The sequence below is a fragment of the Pseudomonas sp. PAMC25584 genome (assembly GCF_058135675.1).
The window spans coordinates 5,040,041-5,064,658 of record NZ_CM176870.1; the positions used below are offsets into that span (position 1 = coordinate 5,040,041).

A 24,618-nucleotide genomic window follows, 5' to 3' on the forward strand; every position below is an offset into this window, starting at 1 on the left:
TGGTGCGCTCAAGATAGTGGCTCACCGCTGGCTGTTGCACCTGTGCGCCCCTTTGCTGGGACTTTTGCCGCTGCCGACCCAGGCGGCGCAAACCTTGATCTGGCTGGTGCGAGACCTGCCACCACTGACGATCTTCGAAGGTCCGCAAAAAGGCCAGGGCGCCATCGACGAATTGTTGCCGATGCTGATGGAGCGCCTGCCGGAGTATCAGCACCAGGTCCAGCACGTCAACCGTGCCAGGAGCATGCAGATGCTCCAGGCGCCCTCCCTCACCTGCGACCCTACCCTGATGTGGACGCCGGAGCGGACCCAATGGATTGTATATTCCGACCAGGCTTTTTCCGTGGTGAGCAATGGCGTAGTCGTTCGCCAGCAAAACCGTGAAGTGTTGGCGCCCTTTGTCGCGCGAGGCAAGGTCGACCTGCAAGCGATGCTACGGGACAAGAGCACACGCCTGGGCATCATCGCCGAGCGCAGTTACGGGCCATTCATCGACGGCATGTTGCGGCATGGCGACACGCACAATCGGGTGATGCACTACGGCAACGACGCCTTGGGCAGCCTGCTGCAAATGCAGCGCCTGGGACGCCTGGAAGGGGTACTGGGTTACTGGACCGAAATTCGCTATCACGCATTGCAGCAAGGTATTGATCCCGAGGCGCTGGCGTTTTATCCGATTGCCGGCACCACGCCCTATCAGCACATCCATATCGGCTGTTCGGATACGCCCGAGGGGCGCCAGGTCATGACGCGTATCAACCAGTTGCTGGGCGACCTGCCGCAGGCGCAGTTGCTACGTGCCTACGCGTCATGGCTCGGCCCGGCCCTGGGTGAGCAATACCTGCTGGATCATCAGCGATTCTATGAAGAAGCGCCCACCCCGTGATAAATCGCGGGCAAAAAGAAACCCCGAAGAGTGGGGAAACACTTCGGGGTTAAACGTGGCCTACAAAGACCAGTACAGCAAGTCACAAACACCGGAGCACAATGTCTGCTCTTGCTGTTACTAAATCAGACCAGCCACGCAGTAGGAAGTTTCCGCCGATAAACAATTCTTCATGCAAGGGCGCTGCTGCGGGTCTGGGCAGCGTTGCGCAAGGCGGCGATCACCGAGGGTTCCAGGCGCCCTTCGGCAATTTTCAGGTCGCGCAGCAGGCAATCGACGACATCCACCAGCACGCGCTTGTCGGTCAGTTGCGCCCGGTCGACATCACGCTCGACCACGATAGCACCGGCAGGATTCTTTACGGTCACCAGGCACTCGCCCTGCACACCAGCGGTGGTCAGCGTAACCTGATAAGGGCTCAGTGCTTCTTCGAGCAATAGGCTGATACTTTCCATTTCGATCACCACTCAATAGTTCGGGAACAATCGTTTCAACGGGGGCTGCCTCTCTCCTAAGTGACGGGTTGTGACGTAGGAAAGTTCGCTTTTTCGTCTTTATGAGGCCGCGGGGGAGTGACTTGGAACAGCATGCGCTTGCAACATGACAACGAAAAAACGGCCGCACATAACTGCTTACGCAATGGGTTGCCGTTTCAGGGTTCGCCCTGCAGCGCGGCTGAGGGTGAACCCTATACTCAGTAAGCGCTGATCACGCTGTCACACAGCTAGAAGTGCATGTCAAAGGCCCTTATTGCTAAGGATGAACATGATGGTGGAACACAACGAACAACAAGCGTCGATGGAGAAGATGCATGCTGACGTATCTCGCATCTATGCCGAAATTTCACGCATGCATGCCGAGCAAGGCAAGCTCAACGCGGAGTCCTTGAAGATAACCTGTGAGACGTTTTGGTACCCCATGGGCGTAGCGATGGCCGTTGTCGCCACAATTGCTTCAATTACCGGAATGGCCATTAAATTACTGTTGTAACCAGCACACTGTTGGGCCTGCCAGAAACAAAAAACGCCGCTGACCCAAGGAAGGGAAAGCGGCGTTTTTGTCTGCGCCGAAGCGCCAGCAGTTTGCCTTACAGCGGCTTACCACGATTGCCATGCTGGCTGACAAACGCCTGCATCGCCTTCAAGTCATTCGGCAGCACGGTGCAACGTTCTTCACGCTCGAACAAGTCGGCCAGATGCTCCGGCAACTCCAGCGCCTTGCCAACGCCCGCTTTCTCCACCGCTTCCGGGAATTTGACCGGGTGCGCGGTGCCGAGGATCACCATCGGAATGTCCAGGCTACGACGGCATTCGCGCGCGGCCTTCACGCCGATAGCGGTGTGCGGGTCCAGCAGTTCGCCGGTCTGGGCATAGACTTCAGCGATGGTTTCGCACGTTTGTGCATCGTCCACAGCCAGGGAGTCGAACAGCTTGCGGGTTTCGGTCCAGCGCTCTTGATCGACGCTGAAACCACCACCGCTCTTGAAGCTGTTCATCAGCTCGGCGATGGCAGCGCCGTTGCGACCGTGCATGTCGAACAACAGGCGCTCGAAGTTCGACGACACCATGATGTCCATCGACGGCGACAGTGTGGCGTGCAGCGTTTCCTTGACGTACTGGTTGCCGCTCATGAAGCGGTGCAGGATATCGTTGCGGTTGGTAGCGACGATCAACTGGTTGATCGGCAGGCCCATGTTACGCGCCAGGTAGCCAGCGAAGATGTCGCCGAAGTTGCCGGTCGGCACCGAAAACGACACTGAACGTGCCGGGCCACCCAACTGCAGCGCGGCGTGGAAGTAGTAGACGATCTGGGCCATGATCCGCGCCCAGTTGATCGAGTTCACCGCGACCAGGCGCGTGCCCTTGAGGAAGCTCTGGTCAGCGAAGCTGTTCTTGACCATTTCCTGGCAGTCGTCGAAGTTGCCTTCGATGGCGATGTTGTGGATGTTCTCACCAAAAATGGTGGTCATCTGCCGACGCTGTACTTCCGACACACGCTTGTGCGGGTGCAGGATGAAGATGTCGACGTTTTCGCAATGCTTGCAGCCTTCGATGGCCGCCGAGCCAGTATCACCGGAGGTGGCGCCGACGATCACCACGCGCTCGCCGCGCTTCTCCAGCACGTAATCGAGCAGGCGACCCAGCAGTTGCAGGGCAAAGTCCTTGAACGCCAGGGTCGGGCCGTGAAACAGCTCAAGGACCCACTCGTTGCCATTCAGTTGGCGCAGAGGAGCGATGGCGCTGTGGGAAAACACGCCGTATGTCTCTTCCAGGATCTTTTTGAAATCCGCATCCGGAATGCTGCCAGTGACGAACGGGCGCATCACCCGGAACGCCAGTTCGTGATACGGCAGGCCAGCCCAGGAAGCGATTTCTTCCTGGGTGAAGCGTGGCAGGTTTTCCGGCACATACAGGCCGCCGTCGGTGGCAAGGCCTGCCAACAGGACGTCTTCGAAATTCAGGGCCGGTGCCTGGCCGCGGGTGCTGATGTAACGCATGACTGGCTCCTCAAAAACATTCTCGAACAGAGGCCGCCGATCACACGGGGCCCCTGGAACAAATCGGTTAGTTCAGGTGTTCGACGCGAATCCGTACCACAGGCCCCACTACGCCTTGCAAGGCTTCCAGGGCGGTGATGGCATCGTTGATGTGCTGCTCAAGCACGCGGTGAGTCAGCAGGATCATCGGCACCTGGCCGTTCTGCTCCTCGACTTCCTTCTGCATGATCGACTCGATGTTGATGCCGCGTTCCGACAAGATGCTGGCAACCTGGGCCAATACGCCCGGGTGATCCTTGGCCTGTATCCGCAGGTAGTAGGCGCTTTCGCACGCTTCGATCGGCAGGATCGGGTGGGCCGACAGCGAATCCGGCTGGAATGCCAGGTGCGGCACGCGGTTTTCCGGGTCGCAGGTCATGGCGCGAACCACGTCCACCAAGTCGGCGATCACCGACGAAGCGGTCGGCTCCATGCCGGCGCCGGCGCCGTAGAACAGGGTCGAACCGGCGGCGTCACCGTTGACCATCACGGCGTTCATCACGCCATTGACGTTGGCGATCAGGCGGTCGGCCGGGATCAGCGTCGGGTGTACACGCAACTCGATACCGGCCGGTGTGCTGCGCGCCACGCCCAGGTGCTTGATGCGGTAACCCAGGGCTTCAGCGTAGTTCACGTCGGCTGTGGTCAGCTTGGTGATGCCTTCGGTGTAGGCCTTCTCGAACTGCAACGGGATACCAAAGGCAATGGACGCGAGGATGGTCAGCTTGTGCGCCGCGTCGATACCTTCAACGTCGAAGGTCGGGTCGGCTTCGGCGTAACCCAGGGCCTGGGCTTCGGCCAGCACGTCTTCGAAGGTACGGCCCTTCTCGCGCATTTCGGTGAGGATGAAGTTACCGGTGCCGTTGATGATGCCGGCCACCCAGTTGATGCGGTTGGCGGACAGGCCTTCACGGATCGCCTTGATCACCGGAATACCGCCGGCCACCGCAGCTTCGAACGCCACGATAACGCCCTTCTCACGCGCCTTGGCGAAGATCTCGTTGCCGTGCACGGCGATCAGCGCCTTGTTGGCAGTGACCACATGCTTGCCGTTTTCAATCGCCTTGAGCACCAGCTCGCGGGCCACGGTGTAGCCGCCGACCAACTCGATGACGATATCGATGTCAGGGTTGGTCGCCACGGCGAAGACATCGTTGGTAATCGCAATACCGGTCGTTTCGAACTGAGGCTTTGGCGAACGCGTGGCAATCTGCGCCACTTCAATCCCGCGCCCTGCACGGCGGGAAATTTCTTCAGCATTACGCTGAAGTACGTTTAAGGTGCCGCCACCGACGGTCCCTAACCCACAGATGCCTACTTTGACCGGTTTCACTGAAGAACTCCCCATGAAACGGCCGACGCGAGGTCGGCCGTGGAAAACAGCCGCACAACTGCGGCTTTCAATTAATGGCCCATCGACTTATCAAAGGGCCATGATCGTCAAAGGTTCGACGATGCTGGTTTATTTGGCACTCAGCGCCAGTTTGGCAACTTGCGGTGCCGGCTGATAGCCCGGAATCACCTGGCCGTCAGCCAAAACGATGGCCGGTGTACCGTTCACACCAATGGACTGGCCCAGGGCAAACTGCTTGGAAACCGGATTGGCGCACTTGGCCGCCTTGATTTCCTTGCCGTCGACCATCTTGTCCATGGCCGCTTTCTTGTCGGCCGAGCACCAGACTGCCTGCAACTGCTCGTCACCCGGCGAGCCGAGGCCCTGGCGCGGGAACGCGACGTAGCGCACTTCCACACCGAGCTTGTTCAGCGCCGGCACTTCGGCGTGCAGCTTATGGCAGTACGGGCAGGTGGTGTCGGTGAACACGGTGATGTGCGTCTTGGTCTCGCCAATGGCCGGGTAAACCACGGTTTCAGCTACCGGAATGCCGTTGATCAGCTTGGACACGCCCAGCCGCTCGGCTTTCTCGGTCAGGTTGACCGGCTTACCATCCTTCAACTGGAACAGGTAGCCCTGGACAATGTACTGGCCGTCGGCACTGGCATACAGCACGCGGCTGCCCTTGAGCTTGACTTCGTACAGGCCGGCCATCGGGCTGGCACTGATGCTTTCGATCGGTGTATCGAGTTGCAGGTTGGCCAGGCTCTTGCGAATAGTCTGCTCGGCAGCGTCATCGGCGAAGGCAAAGGTGGAAACCAACGCAATGGCTGCGGCGGCAATAATCTGGGTCAAGCGCATGGGAACTCCTGAAGGCAGATGCAGGGACGGGCGTGCGGAACACCGATCTGGAAACACGGGGCTGTCATCACAAGTCACGCCGTACCCTTTGCTAACCGGCAAAGCCTACCACAGTTGGGCCGCAGGGCAGCCCGTGGCGGGATAATTTGGCGGTTTTCAGCCACGCGGATGGTGCTTGGCATGCATATCCTGCAAGCGCGCCCGTGCCACATGGGTGTAGATCTGGGTTGTGGATAAGTCGCTGTGGCCAAGGAGCATTTGCACCACGCGCAAATCCGCGCCGTGGTTGAGCAAATGCGTGGCAAACGCGTGACGCAACGTATGCGGCGACAGGCTCTTGCCGATCCCCGCCACCTTGGCCTGGTGCTTGATGCGGTGCCAGAAGGTCTGGCGGGTCATCTGCTCACCCCGTAGGCTGGGGAACAGCACATCACTGGGGCGCCCACCGAGCAATTCGCTGCGCGCATCACGCATGTAGCGCTCGATCCACACAATCGCTTCTTCCCCCATCGGCACCAGCCGCTCCTTGCTGCCCTTACCCATTACCCGCAGCACGCCCTGACGCAGGTTGACTTGCTCAAGGGTCAGGCTGATCAGCTCGGTCACCCGCAGGCCGCAGGCGTACAGCACCTCGAGCATGGCACGGTCGCGCTGGCCAATGGCTTCGCTCAAGTCCGGGGCGGCGAGCAAGGCGTCGACATCGGCTTCCGACAAGGATTTGGGCAATGGCCGACCCAATTGCGGCATATCGACCTGTAACGTCGGGTCGAGGGCGATGAGTTTTTCCCGCAGCAGGTAGCGATAAAAGCCACGCACACCAGAAAGGAATCGCGCCGTAGAACGCGGCTTGTAGTTCTGCTCCAGGCGCCAGGCCAGGTGATCGAGGATCAACTCACGGCCGGCATTGATCAGCTCGAGGTTATTTTCCTGCAGCCAGCCGTTGAACAGGGCCAGATCGCTGCGGTAGGCCTGGCGGGTGTTGTCCGACAGGCCTTTTTCCAGCCATAGGGCGTCGAGGAAGCGGTCGATCAGAGGGTGGTCGATGGCGGGCATGTGGGCTCAGGTTGACTACTGGGATGTCTGGTAGATCCTATCGCAGGCAAGCCAGCTCCCACATGGGATTTGTGTCGCACATCGATTTTATGACCACTGATAATCAAATGTGGGAATTGGCTTGCCCGCGATAGCTGCGACTCGGCCTCGGATCAGCCAACAAATTCCAGGCACAAAAAAAGCAGCCCGCAGGCTGCTTTTTTTCTGCATCGGGAAGCTGGACTTAAGCCAGTTTTTCCTTGATGCGAGCTGCTTTACCGGACAGGTCACGCAGGTAGTACAGCTTGGCTTTACGCACGTCACCGCGACGTTTAACGGCCATGCTGTCGATTTGCGGGCTGTAGGTCTGGAAAGTACGCTCTACGCCAACACCGTTGGAGATTTTACGAACAGTGAAAGCACTGTTCACACCACGGTTACGCTTGGCAATTACCACGCCTTCGAACGCTTGCAGACGCGAACGGTCGCCTTCCTTCACTTTCACCTGAACGACAATGGTGTCGCCCGGGGCAAAGGTAGGGATCTCTTTGGTCATCTGCTCTGCTTCGAGTGCAAGGATGATTTTGTTAGTCATGCTGTGCTCCTAAGGTAAGTCAATGGACCTACCATCGATACGTTGTTAACTATCGTCCCGCGCGAGGATGTATTCCTCGAGCAGCTTCTTCTCTTCTCCAGAAAGCGAGCGGCTTTCCAGAAGATCGGCGCGTCGTTCATAGGTCCGACCAAGGGACTGCTGTAAACGCCAACGCCGGATGTGTGCGTGATTGCCACTTAGCAATACGTCGGGAACACGCTGATCCGCATACACCTCCGGTCGGGTGTAGTGCGGGCAATCCAGCAAACCATCCGTGAAGGAATCTTCCTCCGCGGAGTCCGCATGCCCTAAAGCTCCAGGCAGCAGTCGTGTAACCGCATCTATCAGGACCATCGCCGGCAGCTCACCGCCAGACAGGACATAGTCCCCAATCGACCACTCTTCATCGACATGAGCTTCAATAAACCGCTCGTCAATGCCTTCATAGCGACCGGCAATCAGGATCAGTGCTTCCTCATTCGCCAGTTCGCGTACCGCCGCCTGTTTCAGCTGACGGCCTTGAGGGGACAGGTAAATTACCTTCGCCTTCTCCCCAGCGGCAGCCTTGGCCTGAACCAACGCGTCTTCCAGGGGCTTGATCTTCATCACCATGCCCGGGCCACCGCCAAATGGGCGATCGTCCACAGTGTGATGTCGATCCGTCGTGTAGTCTCGCGGGTTCCAACAGGTGAGCTGCAAGAGCCCCTGTTTCACCGCCCGACTGGTGATGCCGTACTCGCTGATGGCGGAGAACATCTCGGGAAACAAACTGATCACTTCAATGCGCAAATTAGCCACGCTTAGAAGTCCGCGTCCCATTCCACCTTCATCTCGCCCGCGGCCAGGTCGATGGCCAACACGCATTGCTCGGTATAGGGCAATAGGCGCTCGCGATCATCCAGGCTGCCAGCGCAAGGCTTGACCACCATTACATCATTGGCGCCGGTTTCCAGAAGATGATCAATTTTCCCGAACAATTGCCCGAGTTGATCAATAACCTTCAGACCTTCCAGCTGGTACCAGTAGTACTCGCCGTCGGTCAATTCAGGGAACAGGTTGCGCGGCACGCAGATCTCATAACCGGCCAGAAGACGAGCTTCTTCACGATCATCAAGACCCTTGAGCTTTGCGACCAGGAACTTGTCGTTCCCGCGTCCACTGACCAGCTCGACCTGTTTCACATTCCCCTCGCGCTTGAGCGTCCAGGTTTTGTACTGCAACAGGTTTTCTGTCGGATCAGTAAAGGAATACACCTTCACTTCGCCGCGAACGCCATGAACAGAATAAATCTTGCCGATAACGATCAAATCATCAGCAACAGCTGGCGTCGCGTTCATATTGCTCAGGCTGCGGCCTTAGCCGAGTCCTTCAACAACTTGGCAACACGCTCGGAAGGCTGTGCACCAACGCTCAGCCAGTAGGCTACGCGCTCTTGGTTCACGGACAGACGAACTTCTTGACCACGAGCAACAGGGTTGAAGAAACCAACCTGTTCCTTGTGCGAACCGTCACGCGGGTTGCGGCTGTCGGTTACGGTCAAGTGGTAAAACGGGCGCTTTTTGGAGCCGCCAAGGGCAAGACGGATTGTTAGCATGTGAACATCGTTCCTGTAGTCGGTGCTGCAAATCTAAATGCACAGCGGGCATAGGTGCCCGAAAGGCCGCATATTCTAAGGAATATCCGGACTTTTGCAAATGTCTTTTTCTGGCGCCTATCAGCGTGCCATTCAGATCTGCTATAGAGCCGTCGGTTAAAACGGCAAGTCAGCTCCCGCCAGACGGCGGGTTTGCTGGAGATCCCACATCCCTGTGGGTCGGAGCAGGAGCACGCTCCCGCTCGAATTCTTTACATCTTGGGCATGCCGCCGCCGGGCAACATACCGCCCATGCCGCGCATCATCTTGGCCATTCCGCCTTTGGCGGAGAATTTCTTCATCATCTTCTGCATCTGCTTGTGTTGCTTGATCAAGCGACCGATGTCCTGCACCTGGGTGCCGGAGCCCATGGCGATCCGACGCTTGCGCGAACCGCTGATCAGCTCAGGGTCGCGGCGCTCGGCCGGGGTCATGGAGTTGATGATGGCTTCCATCTGCTTGAACTGTTTCTCTGCCGCGCCCTGGGCATTGCCCATTTGCGCCAGGTTCACACCGCCCATATTCGGCAGCTTGTCCATCAAGCCGCCGAGGCCGCCCATGTTCTTCATTTGTTGCAACTGATCGCGGAAGTCTTCGAGGTCGAAGCCCTTGCCCTTCTTCAGCTTCTTGGCCAGTTTATCGGCCTTGTCCTTGTCGAGTGTCGCTTCGGCCTGCTCGATCAGGCTGAGTACGTCACCCATGCCGAGGATACGCGAAGCGATACGCTCAGGGTGGAACGGTTCGAGCGCGTCGCTCTTCTCACCCATACCGATGAATTTGATCGGCTTGCCGGTGATGGCGCGCACCGACAGCGCGGCACCACCACGGGCGTCGCCATCGACCTTGGTCAGGATCACGCCGGTCAGCGGCAGTGCGTCACCAAAGGCCTTGGCGGTATTGGCCGCATCCTGGCCGGTCATGGCGTCGACCACGAACAGCGTCTCGACCGGGTTGATCGCGGCATGCAGCGCCTTGATCTCGCCCATCATCTCTTCGTCGATGTGCAGGCGACCGGCGGTATCGACGATGACCACGTCGATGAATTTCAGCCTAGCTTCTTTGATCGCCGCGTTGGCAATGTCAACCGGCTTCTGGCTCAGGTCCGACGGGAAGAAGGTCACGCCCACTTCGCCGGCAAGCATTTCCAGTTGCTTGATGGCCGCCGGACGGTACACGTCGGCCGACACCACCATCACGGTTTTTTTCTTGCGTTCTTTAAGGAAGCGCGCCAGCTTGCCGACGGTGGTGGTCTTGCCCGCACCTTGCAGACCGGCCATCAGCACGACGGCCGGCGGCACGGCGCTGAGGTTCAGGTCTTCGTTGGCCGCGCCCATCAGGCTTTCGAGTTCGGCCTGGACGATCTTCACAAAGGCCTGGCCCGGCGTCAGGCTGCGGGACACTTCGGTGCCGACCGCGCGCTCTTTGACCGAGTTGACGAAGTCCTTGACCACAGGCAAGGCCACGTCGGCTTCCAGCAACGCCATGCGCACTTCACGCAGGGTGTCTTTAATATTGTCCTCGGTCAGCTTGGCCTTGCCGGTTACGTGGCGCAGCGTCTGCGAGAGACGGTCAGTCAAGTTTTCAAACATGCGCGATCCTTTCAGGCCCTATGGTAGACCGAGGTAATGGCGGCCCAGGCTGTGGTAAATCGCTATTAAAAACAGCGCTCGGCGAGCCTGCGGCGTGGGCAGGTCGCGGATTATAGCGAAGACTGCGCACATGCACACCCGCTGTCTGGCCCTAGAGTCTTTCGTGGAACGCAGGTGTATGCCAAACTCAGCGCCTTTCGGGCTTGCCTAACAGGATTTATGCTCCCTTTGTCACCCAGTTTACTACCCAGCCTCGCCGCCGCCTTTTTGTATGCCGCTGCGACCCTCTACCAAGGCACGCGCCTGGCGCAAGGCGCCAAGGCCGAAACGCGCCTGCTGGCAGGCCTTGGCGTCCTCGCCCTGCTGGCCCATGCCGCGAGCCTGTTCACCCACTTGATGACGCCGGTCGGCCTGGGCCTGGATTTTTTCAGCGCCGCCAGCCTGATCGCCGCCGCAGTGATCGCCCTCACGCTGATCGCCTGCGCACGCATCCCGGTGGAAAACCTGCTGGTGCTGCTGTTTCCCCTGGGGATGCTGACGGTGCTGCTGGCGCAATTCGCGCCCGCCGGCACGGTGCAGGTGATCGATGAAGAGCCGGGCATTCTTGCGCATATCCTGCTGTCGATCCTGGCCTACGGCATGTTCACCATCGCGGTGTTCCAGGCGTTGCTCTTGCTCGTGCAGGACCACCAGCTCAAGCACAAGCACCCGTCCGGCCTGATCAAGAACTTCCCGCCGCTGCAAACCATGGAAAGCCTGCTGTTCGGCTTCCTGTGGGCCGGCTGGACGCTGCTGTCGCTGTCGCTGATCTCCGGCTGGCTGTTCGTCGAAAACCTGTTCGCCCAGCACCTGGTGCATAAAACCCTGCTGGCGTGCCTGGCGTGGGTGGTGTTCAGCGTGCTGCTGTGGGGCCGCAACCGCCTTGGCTGGCGCGGGCACAAGGCGATCCGCTGGACCCTGGCCGGTTTCTGCCTGCTGATGCTGGCCTATTTCGGCAGCAAGCTGGTTCGCGAATACATCCTGCATATCTGACGGGCAGCGATCATGGATAACTTGCCCTTAGGGCCGATGCTCGCGGTAATCGCCTTGCTGGTTTTGTGGGCGGCGCTATTTACCGCCATCGAAGCCGCACAACAACACCTGCTGGCCCTGCGCCCCGGTACACGCCAGGGCGACAAGGCCGCCGCCCGCCTGAACTTCCCACGCCACAGCATGATCCTCTGCAACACCCTGTGCCGTGCTGGCGTGGTGATCCTCTGTACTCTGCTGGCGATCTACGCCTGGGCGCAAAACGGCGCGTGGCTTGGCTGGCTGGTCTCCTGCAGCATCCTGCTGGTGCTGGCCGATTACCTACCCCGCGCCCTGGCCACCCGCCATCCGCAAGCGGTGCTGGGCTTCGGCAATGCCCTGCTGGGCGTGCCGCTGAAAATCCTTTATCCCCTCGCCTGGCTGCTCAATGGCATCAGCCTGCTGTTGCTACGCCCCTTTGCACGCACGCCCGGCGTGGTGAAAAAAAGCGACGACCCGCAACCCGACCATGATGACGAACCCGAGCCAGAGGCCGATGAAAATCGCACGCCCGGCATGCCCGGCATCCACGCGCTGGACAACATCACTGTCAACGACATCCTGGTGCCACGCAGCGAAGTGGACGGCATTAACCTTGACGACTCGCTCGAAGCGATCATCGAGCAACTGCGCAGTTCCCAGCGCACCCGCCTGCCGGTGTTCCACAGCGACATCAACCAGGTCGAAGCCGTGCTCAACACCCGGCTGATCCAGCACCTGTTGCTGGATGCCAGCCTGACCAAGGAGACCTTGCTCGCCGCCTGCTACGAACCCTACTTCGTCCCGGAAAGCACGCCCCTGCAACTGCAATTGCTGAACTTCCACAAGCAGCAGCGGCGCCTGGGCATGGTGGTGGACGAGTACGGCGAAGTGCTGGGCATCGTCACCCTGGAAGACATTCTTGAAGAAATCGTCGGCGAATTCGAAAGCGAACAGAGTGCTGACAACCCGCATATCGAAGCGCAACCGGACGGCCGCTATATCATCGACGGCGCCGCCTCGATCCGCGAATTGAACAAGAGCCTGGGCTGGCACCTGCCCTGCGACGGCCCCAAGACCCTCAACGGCCTGGTGACCGAAGCGCTGGAAACCATTCCCGATTGCGCGGTGTGCTTGAAAATCGGCCGCTACCGCCTGGAAACCCTCGAGACCGAGGACAACCGCGTGAGCAAGGTGCTGATCTGGCACACCAGCCGCGTGCCGGTCGCCGCGTAACCCCTTGTTGGATGCGCAAACCGCTTCCTATAATCGGGTCGGCTTACCCAAGCCCCGCCCGACCGCGTGCTACCCGCACCGAGCGCGTCCAGGCACCGCCTTGCCATGTCTTACCGGTGTTCGCTCCCATCCCGAGCCGCTCCGCTCACAACCCTGATCCTGGGGTGTTCGACCAATAATAATCCGCGTCCAAACGCGCACTGACCGTCAGGGATACCTCCATGAGCACCACTTATAACGAGGCTGCGACCGCCGCCCCGACCAACTCGACCGCCCGCGTCGCCACCGCCAGCATCGTCGGCACTGCCATCGAGTTCTACGATTTCTATATCTATGCCACTGCGGCCGCGCTGGTGATCGGCCCCGTGTTCTTCCCGCAGACCTCCGGCACGGCGCAGATGCTCGCGTCATTCCTGACCTTTGGCATCGCATTCATCGCCCGCCCGCTGGGTTCGGCGCTGTTCGGCCACTTTGGCGACCGTATCGGCCGCAAATCCACGCTGGTGGCTTCGCTGCTGCTGATGGGGGTGTGTACCACGCTGATCGGCTTGCTGCCGGGGTATGACAGCATTGGTGCCTGGGCCCCGATTCTGTTGTGCGTGCTGCGTTTCGGCCAGGGCCTGGGGCTGGGCGGGGAATGGGGCGGGGCGGCGTTGCTGGCGACCGAGAACGCGCCCAAGGGCAAGCGCGCCTGGTTCGGCATGTTCCCGCAACTCGGCCCTTCGATTGGCTTCCTCGCGGCCAACGGCCTGTTCCTGATCCTGGCCATGAACCTGAACGACGAGCAGTTCCGCAGTTGGGGCTGGCGCATCCCGTTCATCCTCAGCGCCGCACTGGTGATGGTCGGCCTATATGCGCGGCTCAAGCTGCATGAAACCCCGGTGTTCGCCAATGCCGTGGCGAAAGAAGCGCCGGTAAAAGTGCCGTTGTTCGAGCTGTTCAGCCAGCATTGGATGCCGGTGCTGCTGGGCGCCGCGTCGATGGTGGTGTGCTATGCGCTGTTCTATATCACCACGGCATTTTCCTTGAGCTACGGCGTGTCGACCTTGGGCTACAGCCGCGAGACATTCCTCGGGCTGCTGTGTTTTGCCGTGTTGTTCATGGGCCTGGCGACGCCGCTGGCAGCCTTGGCCAGCGATCGATTCGGGCGCAAGCCGGTGCTGATTGTCGGTACGGTGCTGGCCATTCTGTCGGGTTTCACCATGGAGCCATTGCTGACATACGGTTCGACCTGGGCTGTGGCGCTATTCCTGGCCCTGGAGCTGTTCCTGATGGGCGTGACCTTCGCCCCGATGGGCGCGATGCTGCCGGAACTGTTCCCGACCCGCGTGCGTTATACCGGCGCTTCGGCGGCCTATAACCTGGGTGGGATCGTCGGCGCGTCGGCCGCACCGTTCTTCGCGACCAAGCTGGTGGCGATGGGTGGGCTGAGTTATGTCGGCGGGTATGTGTCGGCGGCAGCATTGATTAGCTTGATTGCGGTGCTGTGCCTGAAAGAGACGCGGGATAACGATTTGAACAAGGTCGACTGATAGACCGCTATCGGGGGCAAGCCCCCTCCCACACTTAACCGCGTTCAATCTGTAGGAGTGCGGTCAAAATGTGGGAGGGGGCTTGCCCCCGATAGGCGCGACGCGGTTTAAAGCTCTACAACAACCGCCTGAGCCGCACGGGTCGCCTTGGCGCGAGCCGCTTCAATCGACTCATCCCGCGCCAATGCCACGCCCATGCGGCGCTGGCCATTCACTTCCGGCTTGCCGAACAGACGCAACGCCGTGTCCGGTTCGCTCAAGGCCGCGCCGAGGTTAGCGAATGCGGTCTGGGTCGATTGCCCTTCCACCAGGATCACCGCCGACGCCGACGGCCCGAACTGCCGGATCAACGGGATCGGCAGGCCCAGGATGGCGCGCGCGTGCAGGGCGAACTGCGACAGGTCCTGGGAAATCAAGGTGACCAAACCGGTGTCATGCGGGCGTGGCGACACTTCGCTGAACCACACCTGATCGCCCTTGATGAACAACTCCACGCCAAACAAGCCACGGCCACCCAAGGATTCAGTCACGGCCTTGGCCACGCGCTCGGATTCTGCCAGGGCAATCGGGCTCATGGCCTGAGGCTGCCAGGATTCCTGGTAATCGCCCTTCTCCTGACGATGGCCGACCGGCGCGCAGAAGGTCGTGCCGCCGATGTGGCGCACGGTCAACAGGGTGATTTCGTAGTCGAAGTCGATAAAGCCTTCGATGATCACCCGGCCCTTCCCGGCACGCCCGCCTTCCTGGGCGTAATCCCAGGCTTTCTGCACGTCCTCGGTACTGCGCAGCAGGCTCTGGCCCTTGCCCGACGAGCTCATCACCGGCTTGACCACGCACGGGAAGCCCAGGTCGTGCACGGCCTTGCTGTAGTCTTCGAAGGCATCAGCGAAGTGATACGGCGAGGTCGGCAGGTCCAGCTCTTCAGCGGCCAGGCGACGGATGCCTTCGCGGTTCATGGTCAGCGATGCGGCGCGCGCGGTCGGGATCACGGTGAAACCTTCGGCCTCCAGCTCCACCAGGGTGGCGGTGGCGATGGCTTCGATTTCCGGCACGATGAAGTGCGGCTTCTCGGCTTCGATCACCGCACGCAGGGCGGCGCCGTCGAGCATGTTGATCACATGGCTGCGATGGGCAACCTGCATGGCCGGCGCGTTGGCATAGCGATCCACGGCAATCACTTCAACGCCCAAGCGTTGCAGCTCGATTACCACTTCCTTGCCCAGCTCACCGCAGCCACACAGCAAAACGCGGGTCGCGGTTGGCGACAATGGAGTTCCTATTCGGGTCATCTCAGGTCCTCAGGGGAGCGGATCATGGGGAGAAAGGCCGGCATTTTACATGAACTGTGCAGATTGGCTTCAGTTGGCGACGGCCCGTTTGCGGATACGCCAGGCCATGATCAGCCAGACCACCGTGACCCCGGCGAATTTCGACGCCAGGGCGGTGCCCACCACGGCGGGCGTAAGTGCACCGATCAAGCCGAAAAAGATAAAAGTATCGAGGGGAATGCTCAGCGCCGAACTTATCCACAGGCGATCGTGGAGCGGGCGTTTGGTGATGCTGAACACCAGCCAGTCGATGCACTCGGACACCGCGAACGCCGTGGCGCTGGCCAGGGCGATGGACGGGTCGGAGGTGATATACGACAGCGCGAGCGCCGCCAGCATGGCGAGGATCGCGCCGTGGCCGAAGCGGGTTTGCACCATGTCGCGCAGGATGAAAACCAGGCCACCCCAGGCGGACCAGATGACGTCCAGGTGCGGGGCAGTGGAAAAGGCAAAATTGATCAGCACGACGCTGCTGATGTAGGCGATCAGGAAGAGCATGGGGGATGGACCTGTGGGTAGTGCCGCACAGGGTACACAATTACAGGGATGTCGTCTGGGGTGGCCCTATCGGGGGCAAGTCGAATCGTCGCACCGCCCCTCCCACATGTGACCGCATTCCTACAGTTTAAACGCGGTTAAGTGTGGGAGGGGCGGTGCGACGATTCGACTTGCCCCCGATAGCGATGGTTCAGGCACCGGATTTACCGGAAGCCATAAACACCAACCCACTCGCCTTCGCCCGCTCATGACACACCCCCAGCACCACCCGGCGCTCGGCGTTGTCCATGCGGCTCCAGAGCGTGATTTCTTCCACGCTACGCCGGCAGCCGATGCATATATCGTCGTCATCCAGCGCGCAAATGTTCACGCACGGCGAGGCGACAGGGCGCTCTGACGGGTTCATTCTTCCTGCTCAACCAGATCCCGCGCATAACGCTGGGCGTTATGCACATAGTGCGCAGCGCTGGCCTCGAGCATCTTCTTCTGCGCGTCGGTCAATTCGCGCACCACTTTGCCCGGCGAGCCCATGACCAGGGAACCATCGGGAATGTCCTTGCCTTCGCCGATCAGCGAATTGGCGCCGATGATGCAGTACTTGCCGATCTTCGCGCCGTTGAGGATCACCGCATTGATGCCGATCAGGCTGTAGTCGCCGACGGTGCAGCCATGCAGCATGGCGTTATGGCCGATGGTCACACCGGTGCCCAGGGTCAGCGGGTAACCCATGTCGGTGTGCATCACGCTGCCGTCCTGCACATTGCTGTTCTTGCCGATCAGGATCAGTTCGTTGTCGCCACGCAACACCGCGTTGAACCAGACATTGGCGCCCTCCTCCAGCTTGACCTTGCCCACCAACGTGGCATTCGGCGCCACCCAGCTGTGTGGATGCGTCTCGACGCGGGCGTCGCCCAGGCGGTATTTCATGATGTGTCCTCACGGCTGGCCATTTAAACGATGGCTTATAGATGGATGAAGCTCTTGGGCGGCTGGTGCAGGCTGATGTTGGCATCGTCATAAAGCAGGTTGATCAGTTCGACGATCATGATCGCCGTCAAACCCCAGATCTTGTATTCGCCGAACCGATAGCTCGGCACGTACCAACTGCGACCCTGGTAATCGATGCGATGGGTATGTTCGCGCGGGTCTTGGCGGAAAAACTCCAAGGGCACGCTGAAGACCGCAGCGATTTCGGCGTCGTTGGCCAGGTATTCGACGTAGTCCGGGATGACGCCAACGTAGGGCGTGACCCGAATGCCATGCAGGGAAACCAACGGGCTCAACGGGCCGATCACCTCGACCAGGCCGGGCGGCAGGCCGATTTCTTCTTCGGCTTCGCGCAGGGCGGTGAAGATCAGGTCGGGGTCTTCGGGGTCGCGGCGCCCGCCGGGAAAGGCCACTTCGCCACCGTGGGTGGACAGGCCGCTGGCGCGCAGCGTCAGGATCAGCTCGGGTTCGTCACTGCGGGTAATCGGCACCAGCACGGCGGCCTCGGGGAAACGCCCGTCGGTCTCAAGCAGTTGCGGTGTGTGATTGCTTACCCGGCGAAGTAGCTCGTCCAGCATGAGTCATCTCGATCTGTTGGCTACCTTGCATCATGCACCAAAGCGCGCGGGTGCCCAACCCCAAAACCTGAGGGCTGTCGCGAAACGACAACTTGCAGGGCCCTGCCGCCCACGCCAAAATAGGCAGACTTTCCAGGAACCCCAGCATGAATTTCTGCAGCCAGTGCGGTAAACCGGTCACCCAACGCATTCCCGAAGGCGACGCACGCCTGCGTTTTGTCTGCGATCATTGTCAGACCATTCACTACCAGAACCCCAATATCGTCGCCGGCACGGTGCCAGTGTGGGGCGATCAAGTACTGCTGTGCCGCCGCGCCATCGAGCCCCGCCGGGGTTACTGGACCCTGCCCGCCGGCTTCATGGAGAACGGCGAGACCATGGAACAGGCCGCCATGCGCGAAACCATGGAAGAAGCCTGCGCCCACGTGCGCAACCTGAGCCTCTACACCCTGATCGATGTGCCGCATATCAGCCAGGTGCATGTCTTCTACCGCGCCGAACTGATTGACCTGGACTTCGCCGCAGGCCCCGAAAGCCTGGAAGTGCAACTGTTCGACGAAGCCGACATCCCTTGGTCCGAGCTGGCTTTCCGCACGGTCGGGCGTACCTTAGAATACTTCTTCGCCGACCGTCGCCAACAATCGTTCCCGGTGCGCAGCGAAGCTGTGCCGCCGCTGTCCAAGCCCGCCCAATAACAAACCGGCAGATCGTCGTCCAAGGGAAATCGTTTTAATGCGTTGGTTGCTTGCTCTGCTCTGCCTGTCGTTCGCCACGTTGTCCTCAGCCACCACTCTGGAAACCCTGGGCGGCAAAACGGTCGAAAAAATTCTGGTGCTCAAGTCCGCCCATCAGTTGCAACTGATCAACGACGGCAAACCCCTCAAGACCTACCGCATCTCCCTGGGCAAAAACCCCAAGGGCACCAAACTGTTCGAAGGCGACCGCCGCACGCCGGAAGGCTTGTATTGGATCGACTGGCGCAAAACCAGTGACCGCTACAACCTGGCCATGCACATTTCCTACCCCAATATCAGCGACTCCGCCCGTGCCCGCCGCGAAGGCGTGAAGCCCGGCAGCATGATCATGATTCACGGCACGCCCGACAGTGAAGAATACCCGGAGCAGTGGTTCCACACCCTGGACTGGACCGACGGCTGCATCGGCATGCGCAACGTCGACATGCGCGAAATCTGGAACCTGGTCAAAGACGGCACCCTGATCGAGATTCGGCCGTAGCCCTCGCCCCTTGGCAAATTAATTAAAAAAAGTTTCCTGCCCTCGATAGCGCCTGCCGGTGAATACCAATTCACCCCGCAGGCTGCGCAGCTCTGCGCGCCTTAAAGACCTCTCTAATACCACTTGATGCCAGCTACCGTTAAGGCGCCCTGAAACCTGGACCTAAAGCGTTTTAGCAGCATTGACATGGTATTTAAGTGGTATTAGTTTCCGGCCAATAGCGGGCGACAACACTCTAATAACCGCATCGGAAACCTGACAGATGAACCCCATCCTGACGCTGCGTCCCGACGACAAACAATCCACGCCGCTGTACCTGCAACTGGCCCGCAACCTGGAAGCGGCGATCCACGCCGGCCAGTGGAAATCCGAACAGGCCCTGCCGTCGGAACGCGCCCTCAGCGAGCAGTTAAGCCTTTCGCGCGTCACCGCCCGCAAAGCGCTGGAAGTCTTGCTTGCCCAAGGCCTGATCCGTCGCAGCCAAGGCTCCGGCACCTTTATCACCCCACGCCTGGAACAGCCGCTGTCGCGCCTGTCAGGGTTCAGCGAGATGCTGCGACTCAAGGGGTTTGTGCCCAGTTCCCAGTGGCTGGAACGCGACATCAGCGCGCCGACCCATGAAGAATTGATCCGCCTGGGCCTGTCGCCGAACGACAAGGTGACGCGCCTCAAACGCCTGCGCAAAGCCGACGACACGGTGATGGCAATCGAAATGACCGCCATGCCCGCCTCGGTGCTGCCACAACCGCAAGCCATCGGCCACTCCCTCTACGAGTACCTGGAGGGCATCGGCAAACCCATCGTGCGCGCCCTGCAGCATATCCAGGCGATCAACGCCTCGGACGAGTTCGCCGCACTGGTCGGCATCGCCCCCGGCACCGCCATGCTGCTGATGACCCGCGTCGGCTACACCGCCGACAACACACCGATCGAAATCACCGACACCTACTGCCGCAACGACTACTACGACTTTGTCGCAGAACTGCGGCGATAGGCCTTTGCCGCGCACCGCGGCCTCAGAGAACTGCCCATGTCCGAAGACAATATCCTCACGCCCCATGGCTGGATTCGCGGCCGCCTGGCGCATGCACACGGCAAGGTGATCGCCATCGAAGGCGCGCCTTGCAACCCGGCCGACAACGACTTGCCCTACCTGCTGCCGGGGTTTATCGACCTGCACGTCCACGGCGGCGGCGGCAAAGACATCATGGAAGGTGCCAACGCCTTCGAAACCATCACCCGCACCCACGTGCGCTTTGGCACTACCTCGCTGCTGGCCACCACCATGACCGCGCCGGTGGACGAGATTTCCAGCGTACTCGGCCAGCTCGGCAGCTTCTGCGAGCAGCGCCCGAGCGGCAGTGCCCGGGTCCTTGGCGTGCACCTGGAAGGCCCCTACATCAATCCGGGCAAACTCGGCGCGCAACCCAACTTCGCCCACACCGCATTGATGGAAGAAGTGGAAACCTACCTGCGCCTGGCGCCGATCCGGGTGATCACCATCGCCCCGGAAATCGCCGGGCATGACAGCCTGATCCGCGCCCTCAGTACACGCGGCGTGCGTATGCAGATCGGCCACACCCTGGGCAGCTATGAAGAAGGCGTCGCCGCCCTCGCCGCCGGCGCCACCAGCTTCACGCATTTGTACAACGCCATGAGCCCGCTACATCACCGCGAGCCGGGCATCGTCGGCGCGGCGTTGGCCCACGCCCAGTACGCGGAATTGATCCCGGATTTGCTCCACGTACACCCCGGTGCCATGCGCGTGGCCCTGCGCGCGATCCCGTGCCTGTACTGCGTCACCGACTCCACCGCCGCCGCCGGCATGCCCGACGGCGAATACAAGCTGGGCAGCCACACCGTGACCAAATGCCTGGGCGGCGTGCGCCTGGCCGACGGCACCCTGGCCGGCAGCACCCTGACCATGGATCAGGCGCTGCGCAACCTGGTGAAGATCGGCCTGCCCATCAGCGAAGCCTCACAACGCCTGTCGCAATTTCCGGCGGACTACCTGGGCCTGGAAGAACGCGGCCGCCTGCAACCCGGCAGCTTTGCCGACTGCGTGCGCCTGGACCGCTCCCTGCACCTCACCGACGTCATGGTCGAAGGAGAAACCATTGTCCTCAAAAATGCTTGAAGAGGCCCTCGCCTCCTGTGACGCCGTAGCCGCGCAGCTGCAACGCCTGGACCCGCGTCTGCAAGACATCACCGACCGCCTGCGCCGTCAGCCGCCGCAAGTGGCGATGACCATCGCCCGTGGCAGCTCGGACCACGCCGCGAGCTACTTCGCCTACCTGGCCATGCAGCACGTAGGCATTCCGGTGGCGTCGTTGCCGATGTCGGTGGTGACCCTGCTGCAAGCGCCGTTGCAGGTCAGCGGCCAGGTCGTGTTCGGTTTCTCTCAGTCGGGCCAGAGCCCGGACCTGGTCGACAGCCTGCGCCAACTGCGCAAACGCGGCGCCTTGAGCATCTCGCTGGTCAATGCCGAAGATTCACCCCTGGAAGCCGCCTGCGAATTCCATGTGCCGCTGTGCGCCGGCCCGGAACTCAGTGTGGCCGCGACCAAGAGCTTTATCGCGACCCTCAGCGCCAGCGCGCTGTTGATCGGCCACTGGAACCAGGAAGCCGACCTGCTGCACGCCTGCCGTGCGTTGCCCGAGGGCCTGCGCGAAGCAGCCAAGCAGGACTGGACGCAAGCCATCGACGCCCTGCGCGACTGCCAGCAATTGATGGTGATCGGCCGTGGCGCCGGGTTTGCCATCGCCCAGGAAGCCGCGCTCAAGCTCAAGGAAACCTCGGCGATCCAGGCCGAAGCCTTCAGCAGCGCCGAGGTGCGTCACGGGCCGATGGCCTTGATCGGCAACAACTACCCGCTGCTGATCTTCGCCCCACGCGGCGCCGAGCAAGCCGGGCTATTGAGCCTGGCTGCCGATATGCGCCAACGCGGCGCCCGCGTGTTGCTGGCCGCGCCGGACGATATCGCCGAACGCGACCTGACCCTGAGCCGCGCCGAACACCCGAGCCTGGACCCGATCCTGGCCATCCAGAGTTTCTATGTCATGGCCGCCGGCCTGGCGGTCGCCCGGGGCATGAACCCTGACCAGCCGCGCCACCTGAGCAAAGTCACCCGCACCCACTGAGTGGCGTACCGCGATTTCCTGATGAGTACCGTGCCCATGTCCAACAACAATAATGAATTGACCCTCAGCGCCCCCCTCAGCGGGCCGGTGCTGGCCTTGGACAACGTCCCCGACGAAGTCTTCGCCAGCGGCGCCATGGGCGACGGCCTGGCCATCGACCCGCTGAACGATTGCCTGTACGCACCGTGCGACGGCGAGATCATCCATGTGGCGCGCACCGGGCATGCGCTGACGATTCGTGCGCAGAACGGCGCCGAGCTATTGATGCATGTGGGCATCGACACGGTGGAATTGAACGGCGAAGGGTTCACCCTGCTGGTGAAGAACGGCGCGCGGGTGAGCAAGGGCCAGGCGCTGATGCAGTTTGACCTGGACCGGATTGCGCGCCAGTGCAAGAGCCTGGTCAGCCTGATCATTCTCACCAACAGCGAGCGCTTCGAACTGACACCGCTGGCGCTCCATTCGATCAAGCGCGGTGAACCGCTGGCGCGCGTGGCGCTGCGTTCCAGCGTAGCGCCGCAAACAGCTGTGGATAACTCCGTCGCGCAAGCCAGCGCCAGCGTGCGCATCACCCATCGCGGCGGCCTGCATGCGCGTCCGGCAGCATTGATCCGCAAGACCGCCCAGGCGTTCAGCAGCCAGACGCAGTTGCATTTCGCCGGCAAGTCGGCAGCGTGCGACAGCCTGGTTGCCCTGATGGGGCTGGGCATCGGCGAAGACGATGAGGTCCGCGTCACCAGCCGTGGCAAGGATTGTGCGGCGGCAGTGCAGGCACTGGTTGCCGCGCTGTCGGTAGCGATCAGCGACGAACCTCCCGCACCGGTGGCCGTCGCACCCCGTCGCACGCCTACCGAAGCCGGTGTATTGCAAGGCGTATGCGCGGCGCCGGGCTTGGTCTGCGGGCCGCTGTTCCGCCTGAGCGGGATCGAGCTGCCAGACGATACCGCCCAGCATTGCGCCGACGAGCAACTGCAGCGGCTGGATGCGGCGCTTGAGCAGGTGCGCAACGAAATCCGCACCACCCTGGACCTCGCCCGCCAGCGCAAGGCCGTCGACGAAGAAGAGATCTTCGCCGCCCACCTCGCACTGTTGGAAGACCCGACCCTGCTGGACGCCGCCACCCGCGCCATCGAACACGGCAGCGCCGCCACCCACGCCTGGCGCGATGCGATCCAGGCGCAATGCGCGGTGTTGCTGGGCCTGGGCAAGCCGTTGTTGGCCGAACGCGCCAACGACCTGCGCGACCTGCAACAACGCGTACTGCGCGCGCTGCTGGGTGAAGCGTGGCACCTCGAGTTACCCGCCGGGGCGATTGTCAGCGCCCATGAGCTGACGCCCTCGGACCTGCTGCAACTGAGCGCGCAACAGGCCGCCGGCATCTGCATGGCCGAGGGCGGCGCCACCTCCCATGTCGCGATCCTGGCCCGGGGCAAAGGTTTGCCATGCGTGGTGGCGCTGGGCGCCGAGGTGCTCGATGTGCCCCAAGGCCAACGCGTGGTACTCGACGCCGCCAACGGTCGCCTGGAACTGGCGCCCAGCGAGGCGCGCCACGCCGAAGTCCACCGGATTCGCGACACGCAGAACCTGCGCCGCCAGGCACAACAGACCCAGGCGCGACTGCCGGCGAACACCCGCGATGGCATGACCATTGAAGTCGCCGCCAATGTCGCCTCCAGCGCCGAGGCCCAAGTGGCATTTGAAAACGGCGCCGATGGCATCGGACTGCTGCGCACCGAATTCCTCTTCGTCGACCGCCGCACCGCACCGGACGAACAGGAACAGCGCCAGGCCTATCAAGCGGTGCTGGATGCAATGGGCGACAAGTCGGTGATCATCCGCACCATCGACGTGGGCGGCGACAAACAGCTCGACTACCTGCCGCTGCCGGTCGAGGCCAACCCGGTGCTGGGCCTGCGCGGCATTCGCCTGGCCCAGGTGCGCCCCGAGGTGCTCGACCAGCAACTGCGCGCACTGCTGCAAGTCAGCCCGCTGGCGCGCTGCCGCATCCTGCTGCCGATGGTCAGTGAAGTCGACGAACTGCTGCAGATCCGCCAGCGCCTGGATGAACTGTGCGTCGAGCTGAAACTGACCCAGCGTCCGGAACTGGGGGTGATGATCGAAGTGCCCGCCGCTGCGCTGATGGCCGAACAACTGGCCGAGCATGCGGACTTCTTGTCCATCGGCACCAATGACCTGTCCCAGTACACCCTGGCCATGGACCGCGACCACGCCGGCCTCGCCGCACGGGTCGATGCGCTGCACCCGGCGCTGCTGCGGTTGATCGCCCAGACCTGCACGGGCGCAGCCAAACACGGGCGCTGGGTCGGCGTGTGCGGCGCCCTGGCGTCCGACCCATTGGCGACGCCGGTGTTGGTCGGCCTGGGGGTCAGCGAGCTGTCGGTCAGCCCGCCGCAGATCGGCGAAATCAAGGACCGCGTCCGCCACCTGGACGCGGCGCAATGCCGGCAACTGAGCCTAGGTCTGCTCGACCTGAGCAGCGCCAAGGCGGTACGCCAAGCCTGTCAACACCACTGGCCGCTGAGCTGACAACAACAAGAAAAGGGAGACACG

General features: G+C 61.5%; 26 protein-coding genes. 11 read left to right on the forward strand and 15 right to left on the reverse strand.

Translation table 11 applies throughout. From position 1 onward, the window contains the following. Nucleotides 1-16 precede the first annotated feature (16 nt). Nucleotides 17-886 carry a TIGR02285 family protein gene (locus ACS5Q8_RS23530; RefSeq protein WP_276194680.1) on the forward strand — a complete coding sequence of 290 codons (870 nt, stop codon included), beginning with the start codon at nucleotides 17-19 and terminating at the stop codon, nucleotides 884-886. 170 nt (nucleotides 887-1,056) lie between these two features. On the opposite strand, the gene ACS5Q8_RS23535 is transcribed toward ACS5Q8_RS23530, so the two are convergent. Further along, nucleotides 1,057-1,341 (reverse strand): DUF3509 domain-containing protein, encoded by a 285-nt coding sequence (locus ACS5Q8_RS23535; protein WP_276194681.1) that lies wholly within the window; start codon nucleotides 1,339-1,341, stop codon nucleotides 1,057-1,059. 313 nt (nucleotides 1,342-1,654) lie between these two features. Between ACS5Q8_RS23535 and ACS5Q8_RS23540 the strand changes: the two genes are divergently transcribed. After that, nucleotides 1,655-1,876: a hypothetical protein gene (locus ACS5Q8_RS23540; protein ID WP_253400439.1), complete on the forward strand. Its 222-nt coding sequence runs from the start codon at nucleotides 1,655-1,657 to the stop codon at nucleotides 1,874-1,876. Between the two features lie 97 nt (nucleotides 1,877-1,973). Here ACS5Q8_RS23540 and thrC read toward each other — a convergent pair whose 3' ends face one another. The 9 genes from thrC to ffh form a co-directional block, all read right to left on the reverse strand. Continuing rightward, complete coding sequence (gene thrC, locus ACS5Q8_RS23545) at nucleotides 1,974-3,383, reverse strand: threonine synthase (RefSeq protein ID WP_253398599.1); 1,410 nt, start codon at nucleotides 3,381-3,383, stop codon at nucleotides 1,974-1,976. Between the two features lie 67 nt (nucleotides 3,384-3,450). Beyond that, nucleotides 3,451-4,755: a homoserine dehydrogenase gene (locus ACS5Q8_RS23550; protein WP_247396790.1), complete on the reverse strand. Its 1,305-nt coding sequence runs from the start codon at nucleotides 4,753-4,755 to the stop codon at nucleotides 3,451-3,453. Between the two features lie 129 nt (nucleotides 4,756-4,884). After that, complete coding sequence (locus tag ACS5Q8_RS23555; RefSeq protein WP_010207987.1) at nucleotides 4,885-5,616, reverse strand: thioredoxin fold domain-containing protein; 732 nt, start codon at nucleotides 5,614-5,616, stop codon at nucleotides 4,885-4,887. A gap of 156 nt (nucleotides 5,617-5,772) precedes the next feature. After that, the gene (xerD, locus tag ACS5Q8_RS23560; protein WP_465159482.1) at nucleotides 5,773-6,669 is read right to left on the reverse strand and encodes a site-specific tyrosine recombinase XerD; all 897 of its coding nucleotides are present in this window, start codon (nucleotides 6,667-6,669) and stop codon (nucleotides 5,773-5,775) included. A gap of 223 nt (nucleotides 6,670-6,892) precedes the next feature. Further along, nucleotides 6,893-7,243, reverse strand: coding sequence for a 50S ribosomal protein L19 (gene rplS / locus ACS5Q8_RS23565; protein WP_003175895.1), 351 nt, complete (start codon nucleotides 7,241-7,243; stop codon nucleotides 6,893-6,895). Between the two features lie 45 nt (nucleotides 7,244-7,288). Then, a complete protein-coding gene (gene trmD / locus ACS5Q8_RS23570) occupies nucleotides 7,289-8,062 on the reverse strand; it encodes a tRNA (guanosine(37)-N1)-methyltransferase TrmD (RefSeq protein ID WP_024077235.1) in 774 nt (257 codons plus the stop codon). Next, complete coding sequence (gene rimM, locus ACS5Q8_RS23575; RefSeq protein ID WP_276194692.1) at nucleotides 8,044-8,580, reverse strand: ribosome maturation factor RimM; 537 nt, start codon at nucleotides 8,578-8,580, stop codon at nucleotides 8,044-8,046. Before rimM ends, trmD begins: the two co-directional genes overlap by 19 nt. A 5-nt stretch (nucleotides 8,581-8,585) precedes the next feature. Next, complete coding sequence (gene rpsP / locus ACS5Q8_RS23580) at nucleotides 8,586-8,837, reverse strand: 30S ribosomal protein S16 (RefSeq protein ID WP_003175899.1); 252 nt, start codon at nucleotides 8,835-8,837, stop codon at nucleotides 8,586-8,588. A gap of 251 nt (nucleotides 8,838-9,088) precedes the next feature. Then, complete coding sequence (ffh, locus tag ACS5Q8_RS23585; RefSeq protein WP_247396781.1) at nucleotides 9,089-10,465, reverse strand: signal recognition particle protein; 1,377 nt, start codon at nucleotides 10,463-10,465, stop codon at nucleotides 9,089-9,091. A gap of 219 nt (nucleotides 10,466-10,684) precedes the next feature. On the opposite strand from ffh, the gene ACS5Q8_RS23590 reads away from it, so the two are divergent. The 3 genes from ACS5Q8_RS23590 (at nucleotide 10,685) to ACS5Q8_RS23600 (ending at nucleotide 14,280) form a co-directional block, all read left to right on the forward strand. Then, a complete protein-coding gene (locus ACS5Q8_RS23590; RefSeq protein WP_426100164.1) occupies nucleotides 10,685-11,497 on the forward strand; it encodes a cytochrome C assembly family protein in 813 nt (270 codons plus the stop codon). 12 nt (nucleotides 11,498-11,509) lie between these two features. Next, nucleotides 11,510-12,748 carry a transporter associated domain-containing protein gene (locus ACS5Q8_RS23595; protein WP_276194695.1) on the forward strand — a complete coding sequence of 413 codons (1,239 nt, stop codon included), beginning with the start codon at nucleotides 11,510-11,512 and terminating at the stop codon, nucleotides 12,746-12,748. A 221-nt stretch (nucleotides 12,749-12,969) separates the two neighbouring features. Further along, nucleotides 12,970-14,280 (forward strand): MFS transporter, encoded by a 1,311-nt coding sequence (locus ACS5Q8_RS23600; RefSeq protein WP_276194696.1) that lies wholly within the window; start codon nucleotides 12,970-12,972, stop codon nucleotides 14,278-14,280. A 107-nt stretch (nucleotides 14,281-14,387) separates the two neighbouring features. Here the strand turns inward: ACS5Q8_RS23600 and purT are convergent, their stop codons facing one another. From purT to ACS5Q8_RS23625, 5 genes are all read right to left on the reverse strand, one after another. Then, nucleotides 14,388-15,569 carry a formate-dependent phosphoribosylglycinamide formyltransferase gene (purT, locus tag ACS5Q8_RS23605; protein ID WP_426100166.1) on the reverse strand — a complete coding sequence of 394 codons (1,182 nt, stop codon included), beginning with the start codon at nucleotides 15,567-15,569 and terminating at the stop codon, nucleotides 14,388-14,390. A gap of 69 nt (nucleotides 15,570-15,638) precedes the next feature. Further along, nucleotides 15,639-16,106 (reverse strand): VUT family protein, encoded by a 468-nt coding sequence (locus ACS5Q8_RS23610; RefSeq protein ID WP_276194698.1) that lies wholly within the window; start codon nucleotides 16,104-16,106, stop codon nucleotides 15,639-15,641. A 190-nt stretch (nucleotides 16,107-16,296) separates the two neighbouring features. Next, on the reverse strand, nucleotides 16,297-16,512 hold the full coding sequence (locus ACS5Q8_RS23615) for a DUF1289 domain-containing protein (RefSeq protein WP_465159483.1): 216 nt from the start codon (nucleotides 16,510-16,512) through the stop codon (nucleotides 16,297-16,299). Continuing rightward, a complete protein-coding gene (locus ACS5Q8_RS23620) occupies nucleotides 16,509-17,033 on the reverse strand; it encodes a gamma carbonic anhydrase family protein (RefSeq protein WP_276194700.1) in 525 nt (174 codons plus the stop codon). The genes ACS5Q8_RS23615 and ACS5Q8_RS23620 overlap by 4 nt, the downstream gene beginning before the upstream one ends. 35 nt (nucleotides 17,034-17,068) lie before the next feature. Beyond that, nucleotides 17,069-17,671: a CoA pyrophosphatase gene (locus tag ACS5Q8_RS23625; RefSeq protein WP_247405466.1), complete on the reverse strand. Its 603-nt coding sequence runs from the start codon at nucleotides 17,669-17,671 to the stop codon at nucleotides 17,069-17,071. 146 nt (nucleotides 17,672-17,817) lie between these two features. Between ACS5Q8_RS23625 and ACS5Q8_RS23630 the strand changes: the two genes are divergently transcribed. The 6 genes from ACS5Q8_RS23630 (at nucleotide 17,818) to ptsP (ending at nucleotide 24,594) form a co-directional block, all read left to right on the forward strand. Then, on the forward strand, nucleotides 17,818-18,366 hold the full coding sequence (locus ACS5Q8_RS23630) for an NUDIX hydrolase (RefSeq protein ID WP_276194701.1): 549 nt from the start codon (nucleotides 17,818-17,820) through the stop codon (nucleotides 18,364-18,366). A 37-nt stretch (nucleotides 18,367-18,403) separates the two neighbouring features. Next, entirely contained in the window at nucleotides 18,404-18,907 is a 504-nt protein-coding gene (locus ACS5Q8_RS23635; protein WP_276194702.1) for a L,D-transpeptidase family protein, read from the forward strand. Between the two features lie 262 nt (nucleotides 18,908-19,169). After that, complete coding sequence (locus ACS5Q8_RS23640; RefSeq protein WP_276194703.1) at nucleotides 19,170-19,901, forward strand: GntR family transcriptional regulator; 732 nt, start codon at nucleotides 19,170-19,172, stop codon at nucleotides 19,899-19,901. A gap of 36 nt (nucleotides 19,902-19,937) precedes the next feature. After that, on the forward strand, nucleotides 19,938-21,044 hold the full coding sequence (gene nagA / locus ACS5Q8_RS23645) for an N-acetylglucosamine-6-phosphate deacetylase (protein ID WP_426100168.1): 1,107 nt from the start codon (nucleotides 19,938-19,940) through the stop codon (nucleotides 21,042-21,044). Further along, nucleotides 21,025-22,047 (forward strand): SIS domain-containing protein, encoded by a 1,023-nt coding sequence (locus tag ACS5Q8_RS23650; RefSeq protein ID WP_426100169.1) that lies wholly within the window; start codon nucleotides 21,025-21,027, stop codon nucleotides 22,045-22,047. The genes nagA and ACS5Q8_RS23650 overlap by 20 nt, the downstream gene beginning before the upstream one ends. A 36-nt stretch (nucleotides 22,048-22,083) precedes the next feature. After that, complete coding sequence (gene ptsP, locus ACS5Q8_RS23655) at nucleotides 22,084-24,594, forward strand: phosphoenolpyruvate--protein phosphotransferase (RefSeq protein WP_426100170.1); 2,511 nt, start codon at nucleotides 22,084-22,086, stop codon at nucleotides 24,592-24,594. The last annotated feature ends 24 nt before the right edge of the window (nucleotides 24,595-24,618 follow it).